The sequence below is a fragment of the Curtobacterium sp. AG1037 genome (assembly GCF_003349855.1).
GTDB lineage: Bacteria > Actinomycetota > Actinomycetes > Actinomycetales > Microbacteriaceae > Curtobacterium > Curtobacterium citreum.
In genome coordinates this window covers 186,946-204,435 of the sequence record NZ_QQAO01000004.1, presented here as the reverse complement: position 1 = coordinate 204,435, position 17,490 = coordinate 186,946, and the positions used below count along the sequence as shown (strand labels likewise).

Sequence of the window (17,490 nt, the reverse complement as noted above, 5' to 3'; positions counted from 1 at the left end):
CTGATCACCGAAGCCCGGTCCGTCGTCTGAACGACGGTCGACGCGCACCCATGCGCCGGGACGGTGGAAACTCTCCGCGTTCTGCGGTTCGAAAGGAAACACCGACTTGACGAACGTCAACGACTCCACCCCGGTGGAGATCCCCAGCGACCTGCGCGCCCTCCGGCTCCCGGAGCTCCAGCGGATCGCCTCCTCGCTCGGCATCACCGGGCTCTCCAAGCTCCGCAAGGGCGACCTCATCGCCTCGATCGAGGACAAGCGTCCCGCCGACGCCGCCCCCGCCGAGACCCCCGCGGTCGAGACCCCAGCGGTCGAGACCCCGGCGGAGCCGGCCCCGGCAGTCGAGACCCCCGCGGCAGCCGAGCCGACCGAGGCCCCCGCCGCCGAGCAGCCCGCCCGTGGCCGTCGCTCGCGCCGTGCCTCGTCCGGCGGCACGGTCAGCGCCGCGCCGACCTCGGCCGCCGAGCACACCAACCACGGCCACACCGGCACCGAGGACCTGCTCGCGGGCCTCGACCAGGTGCGCGCCGAGAAGGACGCCCAGGAGGCCGCCCAGGCCGGACAGCGCCGTGGCCGTGGCCGCGGTCCCGCCGCCGAGGCGCCGACGGCCGACGCCGCCGACCAGCAGGTCGACGCCGGTCAGCAGCCGGCCGACGCCGGTCAGCAGCAGGCCGACCAGGGTCGGACGCAGGACGACCAGGGCCAGCAGGACCAGGGCCAGGACGACCAGCAGGGCGAGGGCGGCTCGCGCCGCGGACGCCGCAGCCGGGGTCGCGGTCGCGGCCGCGGGCAGAACGGCGAGAACGGCGAGCAGCAGTCCGGCGAGCAGAACGGCCAGCAGAAGCAGGCCGGTCAGCAGCACGCCAAGCAGGACGAGCAGAAGGCCGACGCCGACCAGGACGACCGCCAGCAGCAGAACGGCCAGAACGGCCAGCAGAAGCAGAACGGCCGCCAGAGCCAGAACGGCCAGCAGAAGCAGAACGGCCAGCAGCAGAACGGCCCGCAGCAGAACGGCCAGCAGGACGACGCCGAGAATGGCCGCGGCCGTCGTCAGCGGGACCGCAAGCGCGGCCGTGGCGCCCAGAACGACGAGTTCGAGCCGGAGATCACCGAGGACGACGTCCTCATCCCGATCGCGGGCATCCTCGACGTGCTCGACAACTACGCGTTCGTGCGCACCACGGGCTACCTGCCCGGCCCCAGCGACGTCTACGTCTCGCTCGGCCAGGTGAAGAAGTACCACCTGCGCAAGGGCGACGCGGTCGTCGGTGCGATCAAGCAGCCGCGGGACAACGAGCAGCAGGGGCGCCAGAAGTACAACGCCCTGGTCAAGGTCGACTCGATCAACGGGCAGACCACGGACGAGGCAGCGGCCCGCAAGGACTTCTCCGACCTGACCCCGCTGTACCCGAACGAGCGCCTGCGCCTCGAGACCGAGCCGCAGAAGCTGTCCACGCGGATCATCGACCTCGTGTCGCCGATCGGCAAGGGCCAGCGCGGGCTCATCGTGTCCCCGCCCAAGGCCGGCAAGACCGTCGTGCTGCAGGCCATCGCCAACGCGATCGCGAAGAACAACCCCGAGGCGCACCTCATGGTCGTCCTGGTGGACGAGCGTCCCGAAGAGGTCACCGACATGCAGCGCTCGGTGAAGGGCGAGGTCATCGCCTCGACCTTCGACCGGCCCGCCGAGGACCACACCACGGTCGCCGAGCTCGCCATCGAGCGTGCGAAGCGTCTCGTCGAGCTCGGTCACGACGTCGTCGTGCTGCTCGACTCGATCACCCGCCTGGGCCGTGCCTACAACCTGGCGACCCCGGCCTCCGGTCGCGTGCTCTCCGGCGGCGTCGACTCCGCGGCGCTCTACCCGCCCAAGCGCTTCTTCGGCGCCGCGCGCAACATCGAGGACGGTGGCTCGCTGACCATCCTCGCGACCGCGCTCGTCGAGACCGGCTCGAAGATGGACGAGGTGATCTTCGAGGAGTTCAAGGGCACCGGCAACATGGAGCTCCGCCTGAACCGCCACCTGGCCGACAAGCGGATCTTCCCGGCCGTCGACGTCAACGCCTCCGGGACCCGTCGCGAGGAGCAGCTGCTCTCCGCCGACGAGGTCAAGATCACGTGGCGCCTGCGTCGGGCCCTCGCCGGGCTCGACCCGCAGCAGGCGCTCGAGATCGTGCTGCGGAACCTCAAGGAGACGCAGTCCAACGTCGAGTTCCTCGTCCAGGTGCAGAAGTCGGTCCCGACGACCGGCGGGCGCCACGACGGCCACCAGGAGTAACGCGTGTTCGAGTCGGTGGCGGGGCTGCTGGCGGAACACGAGGACCTGACGCAGCAGCTGTCGGACCCCGCGCTCCACGCCGATGCCGCCCGGGCCAAGAAGGTCAACCGGCGCTACGCCGAGCTGAGCCAGATCAAGGCCGCGTACGAGTCCTGGCAGGCGGCGGGGGACGACCTCGCCGCCGCCCAGGAGCTCGCCCGCGAGGACGAGGCGTTCGCGGACGAGGTCCCCGGGCTGCAGGAGCAGCTGGCGGAGCGCCAGGAGCGCCTCCGCCGGCTCCTCATCCCGCGCGACCCGGACGACGGGCGCGACGTGATCATGGAGATCAAGGGCGGTGAGGGCGGCGAGGAGTCGGCGCTCTTCGCCGCGGACCTGCTCCGGATGTACTCACACTACGCCGAGGCGAAGGGCTGGAAGGTCGAGCTCCTCGAGCGCACCGAGTCCGACCTCGGCGGCTACAAGGACGTCCAGGTCGCGATCAAGTCGAACGCGACCGACCCCTCGCAGGGGGTCTGGGCACACCTGAAGTACGAGGGCGGCGTGCACCGCGTGCAGCGCGTGCCGGCCACCGAGTCGCAGGGCCGCATCCACACCTCGACCACCGGCGTGCTGGTGTTCCCCGAGGTCGACGAGCCCGAAGAGGTCCAGATCAACCAGAACGACCTCAAGATCGACGTGTACCGGTCGTCCGGCCCCGGCGGGCAGTCCGTCAACACGACGGACTCCGCGGTCCGCATCACGCACCTGCCCACGGGCATCACGGTCGCGATGCAGAACGAGAAGTCGCAGCTGCAGAACCGCGAGGCCGGCATGCGCGTCCTCCGCGCCCGCATCCTCGCCCGCCAGCAGGAGGAGCTCGACGCCATCGCCTCGGACGCGCGCAAGTCGCAGATCCGCGGCATGGACCGCTCGGAGCGCATCCGCACGTACAACTTCCCGGAGAACCGGATCGCGGACCACCGCACCGGCTACAAGGCGTACGACCTGGACCGCGTGATGAACGGGGCGCTCGAGCCCGTCATCCAGTCCGCCATCTCGGCGGACGAAGAGGCCCGCCTGGCCGCCATCGGCGACCAGGACGGCCAGTAGCGGCCTGGAGGATCGGATCACCTCCGACGGTCAGCCGACGTTCACCGCGGATCGCCTCCTCGACGAGGCGACCGCGGCGCTCGTCGCGCACGGGGTCCCGTCCGCGCGTGTGGACGCCGAACTCCTGCTCGCCTGGGCGACCGACACGTCGCGCGGCGCGGTGCAGGCACGCGCGATGACCGGGGGAGCGATCGCTGCCGACCACGTCGACCGCTTCCGGCACGCGGTCGCGCGGCGCACCACCCGCGAGCCGCTCCAGCACATCACCGGCGAGGCGCACTTCCGCGCGCTGACCCTGGCCGTCGGACCCGGCGTGTTCGTGCCGCGACCGGAGACCGAGGGGGTCGTGCAGTTCGGGATCGACGCCCTGCGCGCCGCCGCGGTCCCGGAGCCCGTCGCCGTCGACCTCGGGTCGGGGAGCGGGGCGATCGCGATCGCGATGGACACCGAGGTGCCGAACGCGGTCGTGTACGCGGTGGAGCGCTCGCCCGAGGCGCTCCCGTGGACCCGGCGCAACGTCGACGCCCACGGCGGGACCGTCCGGCTCGTCGAGGGCGACCTCGCTGATGCTCTCCCGGAGCTCGACGGCACGGTGTCGGTCGTCGTCTCGAACCCGCCGTACGTGCCCGACGACATGGTGCCGGTCGACCCCGAGGTCCGCGACCACGACCCGGCGCTCGCGCTGTACGGGGGAGCGGACGGCCTCGACGCCGTCCGGGCCCTCACCGAGACGGCCTGGCGCCTGCTCGTGCCGGGCGGTCTCCTCGTGATCGAGCACGCGGAGCAGCAGGGCGTCGGTGTGCGCGAGGTCCTCGCGCGCCGGGGGTTCCGGTCCCCGGAGACGCACGTCGACCTCACCGGGCGCGACCGCACGACCACAGCGACCCGCTAGACGGACCCGAGCCGCGCCTCCAGGCTGTCGTCGGTCATCGCGACGAAGGCGCGGACCGCGTCGCGGAGGTCCGTGTGCTCCTCGACGAGCACCGCGTGGATGCCCACCGACCGCGCCGCCTCGACGTTGACCGGCATGTCGTCCGCGAAGAACGTGCGCTCGGCGGGGACACCGTGGTGCGCGAGCGCCCGCTCGAAGACCTCGGGCTCGGGCTTCCTGGCCCCGAAGTTGCTCGTCGTGTCCAGGTGCTCGCCGAAGAGCGGCGGAAGCGACGGTACCCAGCGGCCGATCCACCGCCCGGCGAGCGGTCCGTTGTTCGTGAGGAGTCCGACGCGCCCGTGCTCGGCGGCGGTCCGGACCGCCTCGACCCGGTCCGGGAGCTCCGTCATGGCCGCGCCGCGGATCCGCGCCCAGTCGGCCTCGGGCACGTCGGTGCCCATCGCGTCGGCGAACGCGGCCAGGTAGTCGTCGCCGTCGGCGTAGTGGCCGGCCTCGGCGCGGGCCTCGTTCCCGCAGTCCCACCAGCGGCGGCGGAGCTCCGCGAAGTCGTGTCCGGTGAACTCGGCGAGGGCGGCCATCCGGACCCGCCAGTCGTACCGGACGAGGACCTCGTCCATGTCGAAGAGGAACAGGAGGCGGGGCGCGTCGGTCTCGTTCACGATGCCACCCATTGTGTCGCACTATCATCGTCGAGTCATGGCCTCCCGATACGACTGCACCGACCCCGACGGGCTCCTGACCGGGATGCGGCTCGCACGTGCCGCGCTCGGGCGCGGAGAGCTCGTCGTCGTCCCCACCGACACCGTGTACGGCCTGGCGGCGGACGCGTTCAGCGCGAGCGCCGTCCAGCGCCTCCTCGACGCGAAGGGCCGCACGCGGCAGTCGCCGCCGCCGGTGCTCATCCCGGGGCCGCCGACGCTCGAGGCGCTGGCCACCGAGATCCCGCAGCAGGTCCGCGACCTCGTCGACGAGTTCTGGCCCGGCGGCCTCACCGTGATCCTCCGCGCGCAGCCCTCGCTCGACTGGGACCTGGGGGAGACGCGGGGGACCGTCGCGCTCCGGATGCCCGACTCTCGGATCGCCCTCGAGCTCCTGCAGGAGGTCGGACCGCTCGCAGTCTCCTCCGCGAACTCCACGGGCGACCCCGCAGCGATGGACGTCGACCGGGCCGAGGCGATGCTCGGCGACAGCGTGTCGGTGTACCTGGACGGCGGCCCGATCGCCGTGCGGGACGGCGTCGCGGCGTCCACCGGATCGACCATCGTCGACGCGACCGGGCTGTCCACCGGGGGGAAGCTGACGATCGTGCGGCACGGCGTCATCCCCGACGACGAGATCGCCCGGGTCGTCGGAGCCGACCTGCTCACGTGAAGTACTACCTGCTCGCCGGCGCGATCGCCGCGGTCGTGAGCTTCTGCATGAGCTGGATCGTGTGGAAGCTCGGCCTGCGGTACGGCTGGTACCCGAAGGTCCGGGAGCGCGACGTGCACCGCACGCCGACCCCGCGGCTCGGCGGGATCGCGATGTACATCGGCGTGATCGTGGCGATGCTCGCCGCGTGGTTCCTGTTCCCGTCCATCGCGGGGACCGACTACTTCCGCCTGGTGTTCAGCGAACCGGGGCGCGTGCTCGCGGTACTCGGCGGGGCGACGATCATCGTCGTGCTCGGCGTAGCCGACGACATCTGGGACCTGGACTGGATGACCAAGCTGGCCGGGCAGATCATCGCGGCCGGCATCCTCGCGTGGCAGGGCGTGGCGATCGTCTCGCTGCCGATCGGCAACACGCTCGGCGTCGGCTCGTCGTACATGAGCCTGATCTTCACGGTGCTCGCGGTCGTGCTCGTGATGAACGCCGTGAACTTCATCGACGGGCTGGACGGCCTGGTCGCCGGCGTCGCGATCATCGCCGGCGGCGTGTTCTTCCTGTACACGTTCTTCATCAACCGCGTGGTCGTCCAGACGGAGTTCTTCTTCAACCTGCCGTCGCTGCTCACGGCGGTGCTCGTCGGGGCGTGCTTCGGCTTCCTCATCCTGAACTGGCACCCCGCGAAGCTCTTCATGGGGGACGCGGGCGCGCTCCTCGTCGGCTTCCTGATGGCCACGAGCGCGGTGTCGGTGACGGGCAACATCGACCCGGCGGCGGTGCAGACGCGCCAGGCCCTGCTCCCGGCGTTCATCCCGATCCTGCTGCCGTTCGCGATCCTGATCGTGCCGATCCTCGACTTCGGGCTGGCCGTCACCAGGCGCCTGAGCGCGGGGAAGTCGCCGTTCTCGGCTGACCGGAAGCACCTGCACCACCGGCTGCTCGACATGGGGCACTCGCACTTCCACGCGGTGCTCATCTTCTACGCGTGGACCGCGACCGTCGCGTTCGGGTGTCTGCTGTTCCTGTTCGTGGACTGGTACTGGGTGCTGACCTTCGTCGCCGTCGGGTTCACCGTGTGCGCCGTCGCCACGTTCGCCCCGCTCGGGCGGAAGCGCGCCGAGTTCGCCGCGCAGGCTGCCACGCGGTCGTCCCCCGTGGTGGACGCCCGCCTCGACCCCCTCGACCGCGCCGCCAACGACCGATCGATCCCTGGAGACCCCTCGTGACCGCACCGAATGCCCTCGACCACGTCCGGCCGGTCTTCCGCCGCATCCTCCTCTGGGCGGGCCTGCTCGCCGTCGCGCTGGCGGTCGTCGGCGGCGTCGTCGGGCTCGTCGTGAGCGGTACGCCCGGCCTGGTCGGGGGACTGCTCGGCGCGGTGCTCAGCGTGGTGTTCCTCGGGCTCACGGCGCTGTCCGTGCTCGTCGCCCTGCGGGTGTCGAAGGGGCAGATGATCTCCGGTGCCTTCTTCGGCATCGTGATGGGCACCTGGATCCTGAAGTTCATCCTGTTCCTCGTGGTGCTCATCGCGCTGCGTGACCGGGCGTGGGTGGACTTCCCGGTGCTCGCGGTCGTGATCATCGTCGGCGTCGTCGGATCCCTCGTGATCGACGTCGTCGCGGTCGCCAAGGCGCGCATCCCGATCGGCGTCAGCCTGCCCGGTGACGGCTCCGCTCCTGGGAACGACACCCCCCGCTCCTGAGAGCCCGGGAAGCCTCTCGCACCTGATAGGCTTCTCGAAGTCCGCGTCCGGAGCCTCGCTCGGAGCGGACGAGCCTCCACACAGTCCACCATCGCGTGCCATGACGTGCGCGCGCCGACACAGGAGACAGCGCTGCTATCCCACGCTCTTCCCCTGTCCCTCACCGCTGCGGCCAACACCGTGGCGGCGGGGAGCAGCAAGGCCGCCGAATTCCATGGTCCGTCGATCAACGAGTTCTTCCCGGACCCGATCTTCTTCGCCGGGACCCCGATCGAGATGGACCGCATCGTCCTCATCCGCTTGTTCGCGGTGGCCGTGCTGCTCGTCTTCGCGTTCGTCGGGACGCGCGCGCTGAAGCTCGTCCCGAACCGGGGCCAGGCCTTCATCGAGTACGCGTTCGACGTCGTCCGTCGCAACACCTTCGACAACCTGGGTGAGAAGGACGGCAAGCGCTTCCTGCCGCTCCTCGCCACGGTCTTCTTCGGTGTGCTGTTCATGAACCTGACGGGTCTCATCCCGTTCATGAACATCGCCGGGACCAGCCGCATCGCGATGCCGATGATCCTCGCGATCGTCGCCTACGTCGCCTTCATCTACGCCGGTCTCCGCAAGCACCCGGGCACGTTCCTGCGCAACGCGCTGTTCCCGCCCGGGGTGCCGTGGCCGCTGTACATCATCGTGACGCCGATCGAGATCGTCTCGACCTTCGTGCTCCGTCCGGTGACGCTCACCCTGCGACTGCTCATGAACATGGTCGTCGGCCACCTCCTCCTGGTGCTGTTCTTCTCGGCGACCTGGTTCTTCTTCTTCGACGCCGACAGCCTCTTCAAGCTGTTCGGCATCGGGACCCTGGCGTTCGGCATCGCGTTCAGCTTCTTCGAGATCCTCGTCGCGCTGCTGCAGGCGTACGTCTTCATGCTGCTGACCGCTGTGTACATCCAGCTCGCGCTGGCTGACGAGCACTGACCTACTGACCCCCATACGGCACGACATCCGTCGGGCCGCACTCGAAAGGAAAACACGTGGACGCAACGACCGTTCTCGCGGAGATCAACGGCAACATCGCAACGGTTGGCTACGGCCTCGCCGCGATCGGTCCGGCCATCGGCGTGGGCATCGTCGTCGGCAAGACGATCGAGTCCGTCGCTCGCCAGCCTGAGCTCCAGGGCCGTCTGACGACCCTCATGTACATCGGTATCGCCTTCACGGAGGCCCTGGCCTTCATCGGTATCGCGACGTACTTCATCTTCACCAACTAAGGCTTCTCGATGCAGACTGCACTCATCATCGCGGCGGAGGAGACCCACAATCCGCTGATCCCGCCGGTGTACGACATCGTGTGGTCCGCGGTGGCCTTCGTCATCATCTTCATCGTGATGTGGCGCGTCGTGACGCCGCGCATCACGAAGATGCTCGATGAGCGCACCGAGGCCATCGAGGGTGGCATCAAGAAGGCGGAAGCCGCTCAGGAGCAGGCCGCGGCCGCGCTCGAGGAGTACAACAAGCAGCTCGCCGACGCGCGTGCCGAAGCCTCGCGGATCCGCGAGCAGGCCCGTGCCGACGCGACCGCGATCGGCAACGAGGTCCGCGAGCAGGCACAGGCGGATGCGGCACGCATCACCGCCAACGCCCAGGCGCAGATCGAGGCCGAGCGGCAGAGCGCGCTCCAGTCGCTGCGGAGCGAGGTGGGCACCCTCGCCCTCGACCTCGCCTCCGGTGTGATCGGCGAGTCGCTCCGCGACGACGCGAAGTCGGCCGCGGTCGTGGACCGCTTCCTCGCCGACCTCGAGGCATCGCAGGGCCAGTCGGCCGGGGAGCGCTGAGCATGCGCAGCGCCACCAGGGAAGCACTCACGTCGACGAGGGCGGTGCTCGCCGACCTCGGCGGGTCGGTCGACCTCGGCGCGGGTGTCGAGATCCTCGCCTCCGGGCGTGCGATCGCCGGTGCGCCCCAGCTGCTCGGACTGCTCTCGGACCCGACGGCGGACGTCGTCGGCAAGAAGGTCCTCATCGACCGCGTCTTCGCCGGCCAGTCCGACGCGACGCGTGCGGTCCTGACCGCCGTGGCCGGCTCGCGCTGGTCCTCGCAGCAGGACCTGCTCGCCGGCATCGAGGACGCGGGCATCCGCGCCGTCGCGGCCACCGCGTCGTCGGACACCTCGATCGAGGCCGAGCTGTTCGCGTTCGAGACCGCCGTCCGTTCGGACGCGTCGCTCGAGCTCGCACTCGGCACGAAGCTCGGCAGCCCGGCGGAGAAGGCCGCGCTCGTCGAGCGTCTGATCGGGTCGAAGGCCTCGGCGCAGACGACCGCGATCGTCGCCCACCTCGTGCAGCAGCCGCGTGGCCGTCGCATCGGTGAGCTCGTCCGCGACGCCTCGCGCATCGTGGCCGACCAGGCGGGCAAGCTCGTCGCGACGGTCATCACCGCGTCCCCGCTCTCGGACGGCCAGGCGGCTCGCGTCGCCCGGGGTCTCGCCGAGCGGTACGGCAAGGACATCAGCGTCAACCACGTCGTCGACCCCGCGGTCGTCGGCGGGGTCCGCGTGCAGGTCGGTGGCGACGTCATCGACGGCACGGTGTCCACGCGCCTGTCGGAGCTCCGGCTCCAGCTCGCCGGCTGAGCGTACGGTCGAAGCCGCCCCACCCAAGTCCACAACGGGAACTGCCGAGTCAGGCAGCGTCACCCTCTCGGAGCCGAAGGGCCCCGGAAACCAACAAGGAAAATCCCATGGCAGACATCACCATCAGCCCCGATGAGATCCGTGATGCCCTGAAGGACTTCGTCTCGAACTACGAGCCGACGAAGGCCTCCACGGCCGAGGTCGGGCACGTCACCGACGCGGGCGACGGCATCGCGCACGTCGAGGGCCTCCCCGGCGTCATGGCGAACGAGCTCATCCGCTTCGAGGACGGGACCCTGGGTCTCGCGCAGAACCTCGACGAGGACGAGATCGGCGCCATCGTGCTCGGCGAGTTCGCCGGCATCGAGGAGGGCCAGGAGGTCACCCGCACGGGTGAGGTCCTGTCCGCCCCCGTCGGCGACGGCTTCCTCGGTCGCGTGGTCGACCCGCTCGGCAACCCGATCGACGGCCTCGGCGAGATCCAGGCCGAGGGCCGTCGTGCCCTCGAGCTCCAGGCCCCGGGCGTCATGTCCCGCAAGTCGGTCCACGAGCCGCTCCAGACCGGCATCAAGGCGATCGACGCCATGATCCCGGTCGGCCGCGGTCAGCGTCAGCTGATCATCGGCGACCGCCAGACCGGCAAGACGGCGATCGCGATCGACACGATCATCAACCAGAAGGCCAACTGGGAGTCCGGCGACGTCGAGAAGCAGGTCCGCTGCATCTACGTCGCGATCGGTCAGAAGGGCTCCACGATCGCCTCCGTCAAGGGTGCGCTCGAGGACGCCGGCGCGATGGAGTACACCACCATCGTCGCCGCTCCGGCCTCCGACCCGGCCGGCTTCAAGTACCTCGCCCCCTACACCGGTTCGGCCATCGGCCAGCACTGGATGTACGGCGGCAAGCACGTCCTGATCATCTTCGACGACCTGTCGAAGCAGGCCGAGGCCTACCGCGCCGTGTCCCTCCTCCTCCGTCGTCCGCCGGGCCGCGAGGCCTACCCGGGTGACGTCTTCTACCTGCACTCCCGTCTGCTGGAGCGTTGCGCGAAGCTGTCCGACGACCTCGGCGCCGGCTCGATGACGGGTCTCCCGATCATCGAGACCAAGGCGAACGACGTCTCGGCGTACATCCCGACCAACGTGATCTCGATCACCGACGGCCAGATCTTCCTGCAGTCGGACCTGTTCAACGCGAACCAGCGTCCGGCCGTCGACGTGGGCATCTCGGTGTCGCGCGTCGGTGGTGACGCCCAGGTGAAGTCGATCAAGAAGGTCTCCGGCACGCTCAAGCTCGAGCTCGCGCAGTACCGCTCGCTCGAGGCGTTCGCGATGTTCGCGTCCGACCTCGACCAGGCGTCGCGTCGTCAGCTCGACCGTGGTGCGCGTCTGACCGAGCTCCTCAAGCAGCCGCAGTACTCGCCGTACCCGGTCGAGGAGCAGGTCGTCTCGATCTGGGCCGGCACGAACGGCAAGCTCGACGAGGTGCCCGTCTCCGACGTGCTCCGCTTCGAGTCGGAGCTGCTCGAGCACCTCCGCCGCAACTCGGACGTCCTGACGACGCTCCGCGAGACCAACCAGCTCAGCGACGACACCGTCGCCGCGATGGACCGCGAGATCGACGCCTTCAAGAAGGGCTTCCAGACGAGCGACGGCAAGACGCTCGGCTCGGAGCAGTTCGACGCGGCGCAGGCCGAGGACGTCGACCAGGAGCAGATCGTCAAGGGTCGTCGCTAGATGGCGGCACAGGTCCGGGTCTACCGACAGCGCATCAAGTCGGCGAAGACCACGAAGAAGGTCACTCGCGCGATGGAGCTGATCTCGGCGTCGCGGATCCAGAAGGCGCAGGCGCGCATGGCCGCGTCCGGCCCGTACTCGCGGGCCGTGACGCGTGCCGTGTCGGCCGTGGCGACGTTCTCGAACGTCGACCACGTGCTGACCACCGAGCCCGAGTCCTCGACCCGTGCGGCGGTCGTCCTGTTCACCTCTGACCGCGGCCTCAACGGCGCGTTCAGCTCCAACGTCCTCAAGCAGGGCGAGGAGCTCGCCTCCCTGCTCCGCAGCGAGGGCAAGGACGTGGTGTTCTACCTCGTCGGTCGCAAGGCCGTCGGGTACTTCACGTTCCGTGAGCGTGCGTCGGAGCGCCAGTGGATCGGCGGCACCGACCAGCCGGAGTTCTCGACGGCGAAGGAGATCGGCGACGCGGTCGTGTCGAAGTTCCTCCAGGACACGGCGGAGGGCGGTGTGGACGAGATCCACATCGTGTTCAACCGCTTCCTGAGCCTCGCCACGCAGGAGCCCCAGGTCGTGCGTCTGCTGCCGCTCGAGGTCGTCGAGGGGGTCGAGGCGCCGTCGAACGACGAGCCGCTCCCGCTCTACGAGTTCGAGCCGGACGCCGACGCGGTGCTCGACGCGCTGCTCCCGGTCTACATCGAGAGCCGCATCTTCAACGCCATGCTGCAGTCGGCCGCTTCCGAGCACGCCGCCCGCCAGAAGGCCATGAAGTCCGCGAGCGACAACGCCGACTCGCTCATCAACGAGTTCACCCGGCTCGCGAACAACGCGCGTCAGGCCGAGATCACCCAGCAGATCTCCGAGATCGTCGGCGGCGCCGACGCCCTCTCGTCGAAGAAGAAGTAGTCCGCGGACGCCCGCGGACAGACACCACCCCTCAGGAAGGCACACGCCATGACCGACACCGCCACCACCGCGGTCGAGACGTCGTCGGCGCCCGGTGTCGGACGGATCGCCCGTGTCACGGGTCCCGTCGTCGACATCGAGTTCCCGCACGACGCCATCCCCGACATCTACAACCTCCTGCACACGACCGTCACCATCGGTGACGACTCGCAGGAGATCGGCCTCGAGGTCGCGCAGCACCTCGGCGACGACCTGGTCCGCGCCATCTCGCTGAAGCCGACCGACGGTCTCGTCCGCGGTCAGGAGGTCCGTGACTCGGGCGCCCCGATCTCGGTCCCCGTCGGCGACGTCACCAAGGGCAAGGTCTTCGACGTGCTGGGCAACGTGCTCAACACCGACGAGGCGCTCGAGGTCACCGAGCGTTGGCCGATCCACCGCAAGGCCCCGGCCTTCGACCAGCTCGAGTCGAAGACCACCATGTTCGAGACCGGCATCAAGTCGATCGACCTCCTCACGCCGTACGTGCAGGGTGGCAAGATCGGCCTCTTCGGTGGCGCGGGCGTCGGCAAGACGGTCCTCATCCAGGAGATGATCCAGCGCGTCGCGCAGGACCACGGTGGTGTCTCGGTGTTCGCCGGTGTCGGTGAGCGCACCCGTGAGGGCAACGACCTCATCGGTGAGATGGAAGAGGCCGGTGTCTTCGACAAGACCGCCCTCGTGTTCGGCCAGATGGACGAGCCGCCGGGAACGCGCCTGCGCGTGGCCCTGTCGGCGCTGACGATGGCTGAGTACTTCCGCGACGTCCAGAAGCAGGACGTGCTCCTCTTCATCGACAACATCTTCCGCTTCACGCAGGCCGGTTCCGAGGTCTCCACGCTGCTCGGTCGCATGCCGTCCGCGGTGGGCTACCAGCCGAACCTCGCCGACGAGATGGGTGTGCTCCAGGAGCGCATCACCTCGACGCGTGGTCACTCGATCACCTCGCTGCAGGCGATCTACGTGCCGGCCGACGACTACACCGACCCGGCGCCGGCGACCACGTTCGCGCACCTCGACGCCACGACCGAGCTCTCGCGTGAGATCGCGTCGCAGGGCCTGTACCCGGCCATCGACCCGCTGACCTCGACGTCGCGGATAATGGACCCCCGGTACCTGGGCGCCGACCACTACGAGACCGCGACGCGTGTCAAGCAGATCCTCCAGAAGAACAAGGAGCTGCAGGAGATCATCGCGATCCTCGGTGTCGACGAGCTCTCCGAGGAGGACAAGATCACGGTCGAGCGCGCTCGTCGGATCCAGCAGTTCCTCTCGCAGAACACGTACATGGCGAAGAAGTTCACGGGTGTCGAGGGTTCGACCGTCCCGCTGAAGGACACCATCGAGTCGTTCCGCGCGATCGCCGACGGCGAGTTCGACCACGTCGCGACCCAGGCCTTCTTCAACGTCGGTGGCATCAACGACGTCGAAGAGAAGTGGGCGCAGATCCAGAAGGAGAACCGCTGACATGGCGGCACTCACCGTGAGCGTCGTCTCGGCCGACCGCGAGGTCTGGTCGGGCGACGCCACCATGGTCGTGGCTCGGACGTCCGAGGGCCAGATCGGCATCCTCGCGGGGCACGAGCCGCTGCTCGCCACCCTCGCGCAGGGGCAGGTCCGCATCACCCGAGCCGACGGCTCGACGGTGGCGGCGGACGCCGAGGACGGCTTCCTGTCGGTCGAGCACGACACGGTCACGATCGTGGCGCGCCAGGCCGCGCTGGCGTCCTGACCGGACTGACCGTCCTCCTCCCGCCTTCGGAGACGAAGCGGGAGGGCGGGGACACGGACCGCACGCTCGACCTGCGTGCGCTGTCCTTCCCGGAACTGGCCGACGAACGGGCCGCGGTGATCACCGCGGCCCGTTCCGTCAGTTCCGAGGAGTCCACGGCACGGACGGCCCTGAAGCTCGGCCCGAAGTCGATCGCCGAGCGGCTCCGCAACCTCGAGCTCGACACCGCGGCGACCCTGCCGGCGATCGAGCGGTACACCGGGGTGCTCTACGACCCGCTCGCCGCCGACGCGGCCGACGACGCCACCCGACGCTGGTGGGCGGACCACGTCGTGGTGCAGTCCGCGATGTTCGGCCCGATCGGTGCCGGAGACCAGATCCCCGCCTACCGGTTGTCGCACGACTCGCGCCTCGGCCCGCTCCGGCTCGCCCGGCACTGGCCGGAGGTGTCGTCCCGCGCGATCAGCAGCCGCGGTGCCGGGCTCGTGCTCGACCTGCGGTCCGAGGGGTACCGTGCGCTCGGTCCCGTGCCCGGAGCGGTCGCTCCGCGCGTGGTGAGCGTCGACGCCGGCGGACGACGCAAGGCGCTGAACCACTGGAACAAGACCGCGAAGGGTCGGCTCGTCGCGCTCCTCGGTCGGACTGGGGCGCATGTCGCGTCGGTCGACGACCTCGTCGCGTGGGCTCGTGCGAACGGCGTGACGTTCGACCGCACGGCCGACGGCTGGGACCTCGTCGCCGAGAGCCTGGAACCAGCTTCGGTCTGATCCTCCACAGGAGCGCTCCGGCGGCTGTCCGTCCACAGACGGGCCGCGGACGCCGGCCTGGAGGCGCGTGGCGCGTCACGATCTCGTGCATGACCTCGTCGACGAACACCCACCCGTCCACCTTCGTGCGCTGGCCACGCGAAATCGCGGCCGCCGTCACCCTCCGCGCGGCCTGCGCCGCGCTCGTCGCCCCGGAGCATCCGGAGGATGTGCTCGACCCGCGCCGCGCCGTCGTCGTCACGACGGCCTGCGGGGCACTCGCCACGCGCTTCGCGCTGGTCGCGTTCATCGCGGCGCGCGACACCCCGACGCCGCGCTCGGTACGGTCGTTCGACCCGTTCCGCGACCCGACCCCGCCGGCGCTCACCGGGACGGGGCCGGCTCCAGACGGCGTCCGGCTGCGGGTCGCGGGGGACCGCTGCGCCTCTGCGTGGCGCCGCTGGCGGGCGGAGCGACCCGGCGGGGTGGACGACGCGATCGGGGCTGCCGGCGCCCTGGCCCTCGCCGCGTGGTGCTCGTGGGCACTCGGGTCGCCCGCACGGGCGCTCGTGCGCGCACAACACGCGCTCGACACCTGGGCCGACGATCCCCTCGCGGCGCTCGTGGCGCGCTCGGTCCGCGCCGGCAACGGGCCGAGCTGGTCGACGGACCACACGGGGCGGACCGGATCGTCTACGGTGGGATGACGATGCAGCGACAGTGGACGGACGAGGACGACCTCGACGACACGGTGATCCGACCCGGGCGGACCGGCGCGGACCCGGCGGTCGCTCCGGACGACGACACCGTCATCCGACCCCGGGCCGATGAGCCCGGATCGCACGGCTCGTTCGGTGCTCCCGACGACGACACGGTCATCCGGGTCGCCGGGCCGGGCGCGCCGGTGGGCGCGAGCCGGTCCGACGGGGCAGCGACGATCCTCCCGGCCGATCCCGCACCGGTCCGTCGACTGCCGTCGATCCGTGTGGCCGGTCGTGTCGTCCGGCTCGACCACCCGGTCGTGGTCGGCCGACGGCCGACCCTGCCCCGGGTGGTGCGCGGTCCGACTCCCGAGCTCGTGACCGTGCCGTCGCCGAGTGGGCAGGTGTCGTCCTCGCACGTGCTCGTGCACGCCGACGGCGAGGCCGCGGTGGTCGAGGACCTCCGTTCGACCAACGGCACCGTCGTCCGTCCCGCGGGGTCCGCGCCGTTCCGGATGCCGTCGGGTGCCTCGATCGTCGTGCTGACGGGTACGCTCATCGAGATCGGTGACGGCAACGTGATCGAGGTCCTGTCGCCGCACCTCCGCGTCGGACCCGCGGACGGCATCCCACCGTTCCCGCCGTCCCCGTTCCCGCGGATCCCATGACGCCGCCGGTGTGCCCGACGCCGCCCGTTCCCCTGACGACCAGAGAGCGACCCTGAAACCGTGACCGAACTCGGCCGAGCAGCCACCGAGCACGCCATCGACGTCCCCGGCGCCGCCGGCACGACCCTCACGCTCTCGTGGGGCGCCGCCACCGACGTCGGGCGCCGTCGGGACCACAACGAGGACAGCTACGTCGTCGGTGCACCGTTCTTCGTCGTCGCCGACGGGATGGGCGGGCACCTCGCGGGGGACCGGGCGAGCGACGCGGTCGTCCGCCGACTCGACCAGGTCGCCGACGGTCCGTTCACGACACGGCAGCAGATCCAGCGCGCGCTCCTGCTCGCGACCGCGGACATCGAGCGGGCGGCCGGCGGCAACGCGCTCGGTGCCGGCACGACCGTGACGGGTGTCGCGCTGGTCGCGTCCCACGGACTCCCGGCCGCGCTCGTGTTCAACGTGGGCGACTCACGCACCTACCGGATCGAGGACGGCACCCTGCGTCGGGTGACCGTCGACCACTCGGTCGTCCAGGAGATGGTCGACGCGGGGCTCCTGCGCGCCGAGGACGCCGAGCAGCACCCGGACAGCAACGTCATCACGCGCGCCGTCGGCTTCGGCGAGCCGCCGGAGCCGGACTGGTGGACGCTGCCGCTGCGCGCCGGCGACCGCTACATCGTCTGCTCCGACGGGCTGACCAAGGAGCTCGGGGACGTCGGCATCGGCCGGATCGCGGCCCGGGTGCCCGCCGCGCAGGACCTCGCCGAGCGTCTCGTCGGCGACGCCGTCGTCGCGGGTGGGCGGGACAACGTCACCGTCGTGGTGCTGCAGGTCGACGAGGCGCCCGCCGATCCGGACGTCGAGGACACGCTGCCCCGCCACTGACTGCCGACACCGACGTCCGGCGCCGACCACTGTCGCCGGTCCCCGCCGGGTCGCCACCCCCGAAGTGGGGGCGTGTGTCAGTGCTGTGGGGCTGCAGCGGGCCCAGGGCGTCGGTGCCTCGTCCGTAGGATGTCAGG

Annotated in this window: 19 protein-coding genes; 18 read left to right on the top strand and 1 reads right to left on the bottom strand. The window is 70.5% G+C overall.

The window, feature by feature from the left end; genetic code table 11:
- The first annotated feature begins 106 nt into the window (after nucleotides 1-106).
- From rho to prmC, 3 genes are read left to right on the top strand one after another with little or no spacing between them, the layout of a single operon-like run.
- The gene (gene rho, locus DEU32_RS07765) at nucleotides 107-2,278 is read left to right on the top strand and encodes a transcription termination factor Rho (protein ID WP_114850009.1); all 2,172 of its coding nucleotides are present in this window, start codon (nucleotides 107-109) and stop codon (nucleotides 2,276-2,278) included.
- A 3-nt stretch (nucleotides 2,279-2,281) separates the two neighbouring features.
- Nucleotides 2,282-3,367 (top strand): peptide chain release factor 1, encoded by a 1,086-nt coding sequence (gene prfA / locus DEU32_RS07760; protein WP_058740390.1) that lies wholly within the window; start codon nucleotides 2,282-2,284, stop codon nucleotides 3,365-3,367.
- Between the two features lie 16 nt (nucleotides 3,368-3,383).
- Entirely contained in the window at nucleotides 3,384-4,259 is an 876-nt protein-coding gene (gene prmC, locus DEU32_RS07755) for a peptide chain release factor N(5)-glutamine methyltransferase (protein WP_058740389.1), read from the top strand.
- Here prmC and DEU32_RS07750 read toward each other — a convergent pair.
- Complete coding sequence (locus DEU32_RS07750; RefSeq protein WP_147281425.1) at nucleotides 4,256-4,918, bottom strand: HAD family phosphatase; 663 nt, start codon at nucleotides 4,916-4,918, stop codon at nucleotides 4,256-4,258. The two genes, prmC and DEU32_RS07750, sit on opposite strands and share 4 nt — an antisense overlap.
- 37 nt (nucleotides 4,919-4,955) lie before the next feature.
- Between DEU32_RS07750 and DEU32_RS07745 the strand changes: the two genes are divergently transcribed.
- From DEU32_RS07745 to DEU32_RS07675, 15 genes are all read left to right on the top strand, one after another.
- On the top strand, nucleotides 4,956-5,630 hold the full coding sequence (locus tag DEU32_RS07745; RefSeq protein WP_114850007.1) for an L-threonylcarbamoyladenylate synthase: 675 nt from the start codon (nucleotides 4,956-4,958) through the stop codon (nucleotides 5,628-5,630).
- Nucleotides 5,627-6,853, top strand: coding sequence for an MraY family glycosyltransferase (locus DEU32_RS07740; RefSeq protein ID WP_114850006.1), 1,227 nt, complete (start codon nucleotides 5,627-5,629; stop codon nucleotides 6,851-6,853). The genes DEU32_RS07745 and DEU32_RS07740 overlap by 4 nt, the downstream gene beginning before the upstream one ends.
- Nucleotides 6,850-7,329 (top strand): hypothetical protein, encoded by a 480-nt coding sequence (locus DEU32_RS07735; protein ID WP_058740386.1) that lies wholly within the window; start codon nucleotides 6,850-6,852, stop codon nucleotides 7,327-7,329. The genes DEU32_RS07740 and DEU32_RS07735 overlap by 4 nt, the downstream gene beginning before the upstream one ends.
- Before the next feature lie 180 nt (nucleotides 7,330-7,509).
- A complete protein-coding gene (atpB, locus tag DEU32_RS07730) occupies nucleotides 7,510-8,295 on the top strand; it encodes a F0F1 ATP synthase subunit A (protein WP_114850005.1) in 786 nt (261 codons plus the stop codon).
- Between the two features lie 56 nt (nucleotides 8,296-8,351).
- Nucleotides 8,352-8,588 carry an ATP synthase F0 subunit C gene (atpE, locus tag DEU32_RS07725; RefSeq protein ID WP_027465781.1) on the top strand — a complete coding sequence of 79 codons (237 nt, stop codon included), beginning with the start codon at nucleotides 8,352-8,354 and terminating at the stop codon, nucleotides 8,586-8,588.
- A gap of 9 nt (nucleotides 8,589-8,597) precedes the next feature.
- Nucleotides 8,598-9,152 (top strand): F0F1 ATP synthase subunit B, encoded by a 555-nt coding sequence (locus DEU32_RS07720; protein ID WP_058740385.1) that lies wholly within the window; start codon nucleotides 8,598-8,600, stop codon nucleotides 9,150-9,152.
- Nucleotides 9,153-9,154: 2 nt separating this feature from the next.
- On the top strand, nucleotides 9,155-9,949 hold the full coding sequence (locus DEU32_RS07715; RefSeq protein WP_058740384.1) for a F0F1 ATP synthase subunit delta: 795 nt from the start codon (nucleotides 9,155-9,157) through the stop codon (nucleotides 9,947-9,949).
- A 107-nt stretch (nucleotides 9,950-10,056) separates the two neighbouring features.
- Entirely contained in the window at nucleotides 10,057-11,685 is a 1,629-nt protein-coding gene (gene atpA / locus DEU32_RS07710) for a F0F1 ATP synthase subunit alpha (RefSeq protein ID WP_058740383.1), read from the top strand.
- The gene (locus DEU32_RS07705) at nucleotides 11,686-12,588 is read left to right on the top strand and encodes a F0F1 ATP synthase subunit gamma (protein ID WP_058740382.1); all 903 of its coding nucleotides are present in this window, start codon (nucleotides 11,686-11,688) and stop codon (nucleotides 12,586-12,588) included. It begins immediately after the preceding gene.
- 48 nt (nucleotides 12,589-12,636) lie between these two features.
- A complete protein-coding gene (gene atpD, locus DEU32_RS07700; protein ID WP_114850004.1) occupies nucleotides 12,637-14,091 on the top strand; it encodes a F0F1 ATP synthase subunit beta in 1,455 nt (484 codons plus the stop codon).
- A gap of 1 nt (nucleotide 14,092) precedes the next feature.
- A complete protein-coding gene (locus DEU32_RS07695; protein WP_058740380.1) occupies nucleotides 14,093-14,356 on the top strand; it encodes a F0F1 ATP synthase subunit epsilon in 264 nt (87 codons plus the stop codon).
- Entirely contained in the window at nucleotides 14,353-15,123 is a 771-nt protein-coding gene (locus DEU32_RS07690; protein WP_114850003.1) for a YaaA family protein, read from the top strand. Before DEU32_RS07695 ends, DEU32_RS07690 begins: the two co-directional genes overlap by 4 nt.
- An 89-nt stretch (nucleotides 15,124-15,212) precedes the next feature.
- Nucleotides 15,213-15,809: a hypothetical protein gene (locus tag DEU32_RS07685; protein WP_114850002.1), complete on the top strand. Its 597-nt coding sequence runs from the start codon at nucleotides 15,213-15,215 to the stop codon at nucleotides 15,807-15,809.
- The gene (locus DEU32_RS07680; RefSeq protein ID WP_114850001.1) at nucleotides 15,806-16,471 is read left to right on the top strand and encodes an FHA domain-containing protein; all 666 of its coding nucleotides are present in this window, start codon (nucleotides 15,806-15,808) and stop codon (nucleotides 16,469-16,471) included. The genes DEU32_RS07685 and DEU32_RS07680 overlap by 4 nt, the downstream gene beginning before the upstream one ends.
- Nucleotides 16,472-16,531: 60 nt before the next feature.
- Nucleotides 16,532-17,353 carry a PP2C family serine/threonine-protein phosphatase gene (locus DEU32_RS07675; RefSeq protein WP_229666818.1) on the top strand — a complete coding sequence of 274 codons (822 nt, stop codon included), beginning with the start codon at nucleotides 16,532-16,534 and terminating at the stop codon, nucleotides 17,351-17,353.
- The last annotated feature ends 137 nt before the right edge of the window (nucleotides 17,354-17,490 follow it).

Excerpts from the sequence above, each read along its gene's own strand:
- DEU32_RS07745 (WP_114850007.1), top strand. The coding sequence starts at position 4,956 with ATGGCCTCCCGATACGACTGCACCGACCCCGACGGGCTCCTGACCGGG.
- DEU32_RS07720 (WP_058740385.1), top strand. The coding sequence starts at position 8,598 with ATGCAGACTGCACTCATCATCGCGGCGGAGGAGACCCACAATCCGCTG.
- DEU32_RS07715 (WP_058740384.1), top strand. The coding sequence starts at position 9,155 with ATGCGCAGCGCCACCAGGGAAGCACTCACGTCGACGAGGGCGGTGCTC.
- atpA (WP_058740383.1), top strand. The coding sequence starts at position 10,057 with ATGGCAGACATCACCATCAGCCCCGATGAGATCCGTGATGCCCTGAAG.
- DEU32_RS07705 (WP_058740382.1), top strand. The coding sequence starts at position 11,686 with ATGGCGGCACAGGTCCGGGTCTACCGACAGCGCATCAAGTCGGCGAAG.
- atpD (WP_114850004.1), top strand. The coding sequence starts at position 12,637 with ATGACCGACACCGCCACCACCGCGGTCGAGACGTCGTCGGCGCCCGGT.
- DEU32_RS07695 (WP_058740380.1), top strand. The coding sequence starts at position 14,093 with ATGGCGGCACTCACCGTGAGCGTCGTCTCGGCCGACCGCGAGGTCTGG.
- DEU32_RS07685 (WP_114850002.1), top strand. The coding sequence starts at position 15,213 with ATGACCTCGTCGACGAACACCCACCCGTCCACCTTCGTGCGCTGGCCA.
- DEU32_RS07680 (WP_114850001.1), top strand. The coding sequence starts at position 15,806 with ATGACGATGCAGCGACAGTGGACGGACGAGGACGACCTCGACGACACG.